Raw genomic sequence first — 6,559 nt, forward strand, 5'->3', positions numbered from 1 at the left:
ATGTCAGACAAGTTTAAAACATTGTCTGACATGTCTATCTGTATTTTATCTTAAATAATAAAAAATATCAATATTATTATTCTCTGCAATAACTTTTGCATAGCTTCCTGAAATTATTGGCATACTAGGACTTAAGTGTCCAAAATCAGCATCCATTACAATTGGAACATTTAATTCTCCAAGAATTCCTGTTACTGCATTAAATCTATTAAGATTCATAATCGGTTCATCATAATGCATTGGTCTTCCAATAATAAAGCCCTTAGTATATTTAAACCAACCTGCTTCCTTTAATTTCCATAACACTCTTCTTATATCAAACACATTAAGGTCACAGCTTTCTAAAAACCATACAATACCTTCATCCTTGTATTTTGAAATAAAGTCTGAAACCTTATCAAATCTTGTTCCACATAAATTAGAAAGGCAGTCGAGGCAACCACCAATTAATCTTCCTTCAAATACTAATTTGCTATTCTTATCTTCTGCCTTAATATCCTTATCACCAATATAAAGACTAAGTTCTTTTGTATGAGTTAGGTTATAATCTGGTGCCGGGTTATCACTAGTCTTTAAAGATTCAAGCTCAAATTTATCATATCCACTTACCTTCTTAAAAAGTGTACCATCTACATCCCTTTTAAAGCCCTTACCTGTTAAGCACTCCCATGTATCAGTTAAAGACTGATGCCAGTTAGGATTAGCAAAGGCCCCTGCACATACTCCATAAATACTTGCTGTATCACAAAGTATATTCTCTAAAAATGTAAAGTTAGTATTATCTGAATATCCAAGGTAGAATTTTGCCTTGGCATTTTTAATAGCTTCAAAATCAACGTAATCTAATATTTCACACATTAACTCTCCACCACCGCATGAAATAAGGCAATCATTAGAATCTGATATATACATTTCATTTAATTCCTTAGCACAGTTAATTGGTGTAGAACTAATTCCAATACCTTCACCCTTATAGGCATTAGGACCAATATCAAGGGAATATCCCATACTTTTAAATCTTTCTAATGCCATATCAAAGGCTGTCTTATAGGGTTCTGTTGCACATCCAAAGGAAGGAGCTACAAAGGCTATCGTTCCCTTATCTTTTAAAAATTCTGGATAACGCATTATAAATACCTCTTTATTCTATTAATTGCATTGTCCTTAATAAATGGTGTGAAATGTTCTTCAATAAATGCAACTCTTTCTTTTCCGGCTCCATAAATCTTACCATGTTCTATAATTACATTAAGTAAATGAGCATATTTTTCGCTGTTACATTTACCTTTTTCCACAATTAAATAATACTTTCCATCATTTTTATAAAGGCTGTTTATTACACCCCATGTCTTATTTATTCTATTGCACATTTCTTCTAAGTTATCCAATGAATCAAATGCAAAAATGCCAGTTACAAATTTTCTATTCTTATATGACTTATTAGATTTCTTATTGTTTTTTTCTATCTCTGATTTTTCCACCTTAGTTTCATCAACATTGGCGATTTCTTTATCATCTAAGTCTTCTAATTCATTATTATCATCTTCATTAGATTCGTCATTAACATCCTCACTAAAGTCCTTAAAATCAGGTGTCCTAGTATTTTCTATCCCTTTATAGACCTTATCTAATTTATCTTCTATTCTCTTAGCAATATCAGTGCCTGCCTGCTTTAACATACTATTAAAATCATCTTTACCTGCTGAAATTGTAAGTACAATTGAATGATCAGGCTGAGGTGCTAACTGTAAAGACATAACATTGCCATCTAGGTCAATTCCTATGCTCTCTTTAGCCTCTTCCATAATTACATCAACAAGATTGTGAATCTTAGTTGTATCATTTCTAAAGAAGTCATCTAAAGTAATGTTATTATCCTCTAAATCCTCCTTTAAAAGTCTGCACTGAAACTTATTTTCATCAATTCTTTTAAATTCCATATTAACTTCCTTCCTAACCAAGCTATCTTATCTTTAAGCCTGATAATAGTTCATCAATTTCCTCTAATATTCTATGCATAATAAAATTTTTCTCTAATTTGTTTCCGCCTAATCTTATTCTAAAAGGTTTATTATCAAGTATAAGAAAAATATTAACATCTAGGGAATCCATTGTGGATTTTACACTAACTGTTATATAACTTATCCTTTCGTCTAAATCCTTGTCCTTTATTTTATCATAAATTTCCCTTTCCATAAATAGTTCATAAGCGGCATCTCCATCTAATAATCTCTTAGATGAATTTTCTAGACCTTCCCCATCTCTTTCAAGTAAAAGAGCCATTGCCTGACCCATTATTGGTGTCATCATATGTCGATCATAGTTTAAATATTCAAAGCCTCGAAAATTTTCCTTATTAAGTAACTTCAAGGCGCATTCTGGTAAAACCGCACCCACTACATTGCCACTATTTAATTCATTAAGGCAAGAATTAACCCCATCTATTATTTTTACTTTACTATCCGGAAATCTATCCTTTATCTGATATGCTCTTTCCCTGCAATCAGTTGCAAAAATTGGCTTACTATCTATCATAGTATTTTTCTTTAAAACCATTACTGTATCTGTGCTAAGTCGGCTTAAAACCGTAGCTAGACCTAATCCGTTATCAGCTAATACATCCTTAACCGGCCTATTATCTATTACATAAATTCTATCTAAAAAGCAAACTGCCATATCAATGACGTCATTATTTAATGCCTCTGATAATAATCTAAATTCTTCCTTTGTGTTTTTTAGAACCGGCTTTATCTTTATTAACTCCACAAATCTATCTGGATTTACTTTCTGAAGTTCCTTAATTACACTTTCTCCTAGCCTTACAGATAGAGTACTTGCATACACTCCTAGCCTAATATTACAAAAATCTCTTCTCATATTAAATTACCCTTCTCTACTCAAATAAATATCTACTCATTTTATATATTATCACTTGTAGATTAATTATTAAAATGTTATTTTTATTATGCACAAAAATTGGAGGGAGATTATAAAATGAAGCTAAAATTTTCTAAAAAAATTCTACTTATGCCTTTTTTGCTTGGCATTCTTTTTCTTATTAATCCAAGCACTATAAAAGCTGATGAAACTCAAACTAATGAAGCTGTTAGTGTGGATTTTACCATTAATCATTCAAGCAGTGACACAGCACTTGTTACTGATAATTCCTATAAAAGTTCAGTTAAATATCTTGCTGGCACAGGGGTAAGCATTACTACAACTACTCCTATTAAGGGCTTATATATAAAGTGGTATCACAATCCTAGTAGTGAATATACAATTAGCTATAATCAAAAACAGATTAGTTGTGGAAGCAAGGGATTCCTACATGAATATATAGCCCTAGATGAGGAAACTACAGAAGCTACTATTAACCTAACAGAGGATATGAGAATTTGTGAGATTGTAGCTCTTAGTGATGGTAAGCTTCCTATGCAGATTCAAAACTGGGAAGAGCCTTGTACTAATCCTGATATGTTAGTTTTTTCCACTCATGCTGATGATGAAATATTATTCCTTGGGGGAGTTTTAGCAACTTATGGCGCTAGAGATGATGTAAATCTTCAAGTTGCTTATATGTGTGATTTTTATCAATCTGAGCCATATAGAGAGCATGAAGAATTAGATGGTTTATGGACTGTTGGTCTAGTACACTATCCTGTTAAAGGTAATTTCTATGACTATTACTGCGCAGATTATGATGCTGCATTAAAGAATTATTCCTATGCAGATGTTAGTGCCTTTGTAACAGAACAAATTCGTAAATTTAAGCCTACAATTGTGGTAACTCAAGATTTAAATGGAGAATATGGTCATGGTGGGCATCAACTTCTAGCACACTGTGTAGCAGAGGCCGTTGATCATTCCAATGATTCTAGCTTTAACCCTGAATCTGCTGCTAAGTATGGCACACATGATGTATTAAAGACATATCTTCATCTTTATGGTGAAAATCAGATTAATCTTAATTTAAGAACACCTCTTTCATATCTAAATAACCAAACTGCCCTAGATTGTTGTAAAGAGGCTTATAAAAAGCACGAATCTCAGCAATACTGTTGGTTTTATGTAGATGATGAATATGAATACAGCTGTGCAAAATTTGGATTATACAGAAGCTTAGTTGGCGCTGATTCTAATAATGACATGCTAGATAATGTAAGCACAAAGTATGAAGAAGAGCTTGCTAAAGCCGAAGCTAGTAAGGCAGAAGCTGCTAATCAAGAGGCTTTACAGGCTAATGAAAAAAATGCAGAAACTAGTGATGGCAAAGAGACTAGTAAAGGACTTTCACTTAGCGTAAAGCAAATCATATCAACTCTTATTGCATTAATTATAATTTTTATTGTAATATTTTTTCAATTTAAAAGACATGAAAAGGAATACAATAAAAGAGTTAAAGACTACAAAAATGAACATAAAGACGACAAATAAACAAACAAATAAGTAAACTAATAATAAAGCTAGGACTTAAGTTTTAATCTTAAATCCTAGCTTATTTTTATATTAATCTTTGGCCTTTTAATTAGAAGGTTGTAAACTTCTTAGTGCTGTCATCAAGTTTATTAGTTACCTCGTTATTAGTATCCATTGCTACACTAATATCGTTGATTTCATATACAATATCCTGTGAATTATCAGCTGACTGTGAAATTGCTTCTGATGCTTCCTGAACTGATCTTGTAATATTTTCAACTGAACTTGACATTTCATTCATAGCGCTATTTAAACTCTGTACCTGTCCATCAATTCCCTCTAGCATCTCATTAATGTAAATAGCTGTCTCTTCGTACTTCTCACCAATACCTACGTATTCATCGTAATCTGCAAGCACTGTCTTGTTAATAAAATCTAATACCTGCATAGCATTATCTGCAAGTGAATTAACTGCTGTTGTAACTTCATTACTGATATTTTGGATATTGCCTGCTGTCTCTCTAGAATTATCAGCAAGAGTACTGATTTCTTCAGCAACTACAGCAAAGCCTCGTCCTGCTTCACCTGCTCTAGCAGCTTCAATAGACGCATTAAGGGCAAGTAAGTTAGTCTGACTAGCAATATCTAAAATTACATTTGTTAACTCGTTAATCTGTTTAACCTTTTCACTATCCTTAACTGACTGTTCAAGAACACTTGATAAGGTCTTCATCTTATTACCAGTATTATTCTTCTTTTGCTGAGCATCATTCTTAATTTTATTAGCTTCTGTCTGAATTTCTTTAGTCTTACTTGCACCATCTTCAACCTTTGTATTAATACTTTCTGTAGCAATATTTACATCAGAAAGACTACTATCAATTATTGAAGCTGTAGATGATACTGTTTCCATACTAGCTGATAACTCTTCAAGAGCAGCACTAGTATTAGTAATGTTATCTCTAGCAAGGGCAATCTGGCTAGTCATATTCCCTGAAGATGTCTTTAAAGATTCTGTACCATTCTTAACTTCTCCAAGAATATCCTGAAGTGTAACAATAAATTCATTAAAGCCGTCTTTAATATATACTAATTCAGAGCTTGTCTTAGTCTGAACTCTTGCAGTAAGATCACCTTTATTATTCTTAATATTCTGAATAATATTATTAATCTCATTACTTATTTCTTTAACTTTCTTACCAACCACATTATTATTAAAGATTAAGCAAAGAATAATTACAATAAGATAAACCATCATCATAACATTTATAATAGCAAAGGCAGAAGAAGAACATATAGCAATATAATGTTTCATCTGATCTGCAAGCTTAATGCTTTCTACATTTATAATATCAAGTTGTTCTTTCATGGTTGCAAGTAATGTAACAGCATCTCCATATACAACACCTTTAATAGTTGATTTATCTCCTGTCTTAGCAGCAGATATTGCGCTTTCATATTCTTTTTTTAAATCTGTATAAGCATCCTTTAATACTTTCGATGATTCTTTAGCTGTTGCAACTGTTTCAGGAGTACCTCTATAATTATTAAATAAAGTTTCCAAACTTGAAACTGCATCAGACATTTCTGTAAGGCAAGTATTCATTTCATCTATTTTAGAATCTACATTACTTTGTCCACTATCATCCTTTAAATTTAAAAGAATATCATACATTGATGCAAGTGCAAATCCATCATTATCAAGGATTCTCATATCAACCTCAAATACTCTTAAATTTGTTAACATAGACTCTAAATCCTCAGATACTGATTCTGCTGCATCCGTAATTCGCTTAGTTTTATCAACTACAGACGTAATAGTAAACACAAATACACATAAGAGTATTGCATAACTAATCATACTCATTCCAGTAACAGTCTTTAAAAAAGGAATTTTTGATTCCTTTTTCCCACTAACATTAGCCATAAGATAATTCCTCACTTTCATGTTCTTATTTAGTTTTCACGTTTTGTCTATCAATAATTATATATTATTTCTTATAAAATATCAATATAGAATAAAAAAAGAGAAGGATTTCTCCTTCTCTGTCAAGACTCGCTCGCGAGTCTTGCGCGCCGGATTCGGGTCTGCTACTGCAGACAAATTCCTGTCCGAATCCGTGCGCATCCTCGCGGAGCGTTT

General features: G+C 32.1%; 5 protein-coding genes. 1 reads left to right on the plus strand and 4 read right to left on the minus strand.

Features of this window, described 5'->3' with window-relative positions; genetic code table 11:
• Window positions 1–45: 45 nt before the first annotated feature.
• From T537_RS0107075 to T537_RS0107085, 3 genes are read right to left on the minus strand one after another with little or no spacing between them, the layout of a single operon-like run.
• A complete protein-coding gene (locus tag T537_RS0107075) occupies window positions 46–1,128 on the minus strand; it encodes a S66 family peptidase (RefSeq protein WP_031556916.1) in 1,083 nt (360 codons plus the stop codon).
• Window positions 1,128–1,940, minus strand: coding sequence for an adaptor protein MecA (locus T537_RS0107080; RefSeq protein ID WP_031556918.1), 813 nt, complete (start codon window positions 1,938–1,940; stop codon window positions 1,128–1,130). The genes T537_RS0107075 and T537_RS0107080 overlap by 1 nt, the downstream gene beginning before the upstream one ends.
• A gap of 22 nt (window positions 1,941–1,962) precedes the next feature.
• Window positions 1,963–2,877, minus strand: a complete 915-nt coding sequence (locus T537_RS0107085) for a hypothetical protein (protein ID WP_031556920.1) — start codon at window positions 2,875–2,877, stop codon at window positions 1,963–1,965.
• 117 nt (window positions 2,878–2,994) lie between these two features.
• Here T537_RS0107085 and T537_RS0107090 point away from each other — a divergent pair, with 117 nt between their 5' ends.
• The gene (locus tag T537_RS0107090) at window positions 2,995–4,434 is read left to right on the plus strand and encodes a PIG-L deacetylase family protein (protein WP_031556922.1); all 1,440 of its coding nucleotides are present in this window, start codon (window positions 2,995–2,997) and stop codon (window positions 4,432–4,434) included.
• A 91-nt stretch (window positions 4,435–4,525) separates the two neighbouring features.
• Here T537_RS0107090 and T537_RS0107095 read toward each other — a convergent pair whose 3' ends face one another.
• On the minus strand, window positions 4,526–6,343 hold the full coding sequence (locus T537_RS0107095; RefSeq protein WP_027438131.1) for a methyl-accepting chemotaxis protein: 1,818 nt from the start codon (window positions 6,341–6,343) through the stop codon (window positions 4,526–4,528).
• Window positions 6,344–6,559: the final 216 nt, after the last annotated feature.

It is taken from the genome of Lachnospira multipara LB2003 (genome assembly GCF_000702205.1).
Taxonomy (GTDB): domain Bacteria; phylum Bacillota; class Clostridia; order Lachnospirales; family Lachnospiraceae; genus Lachnospira; species Lachnospira multipara_A.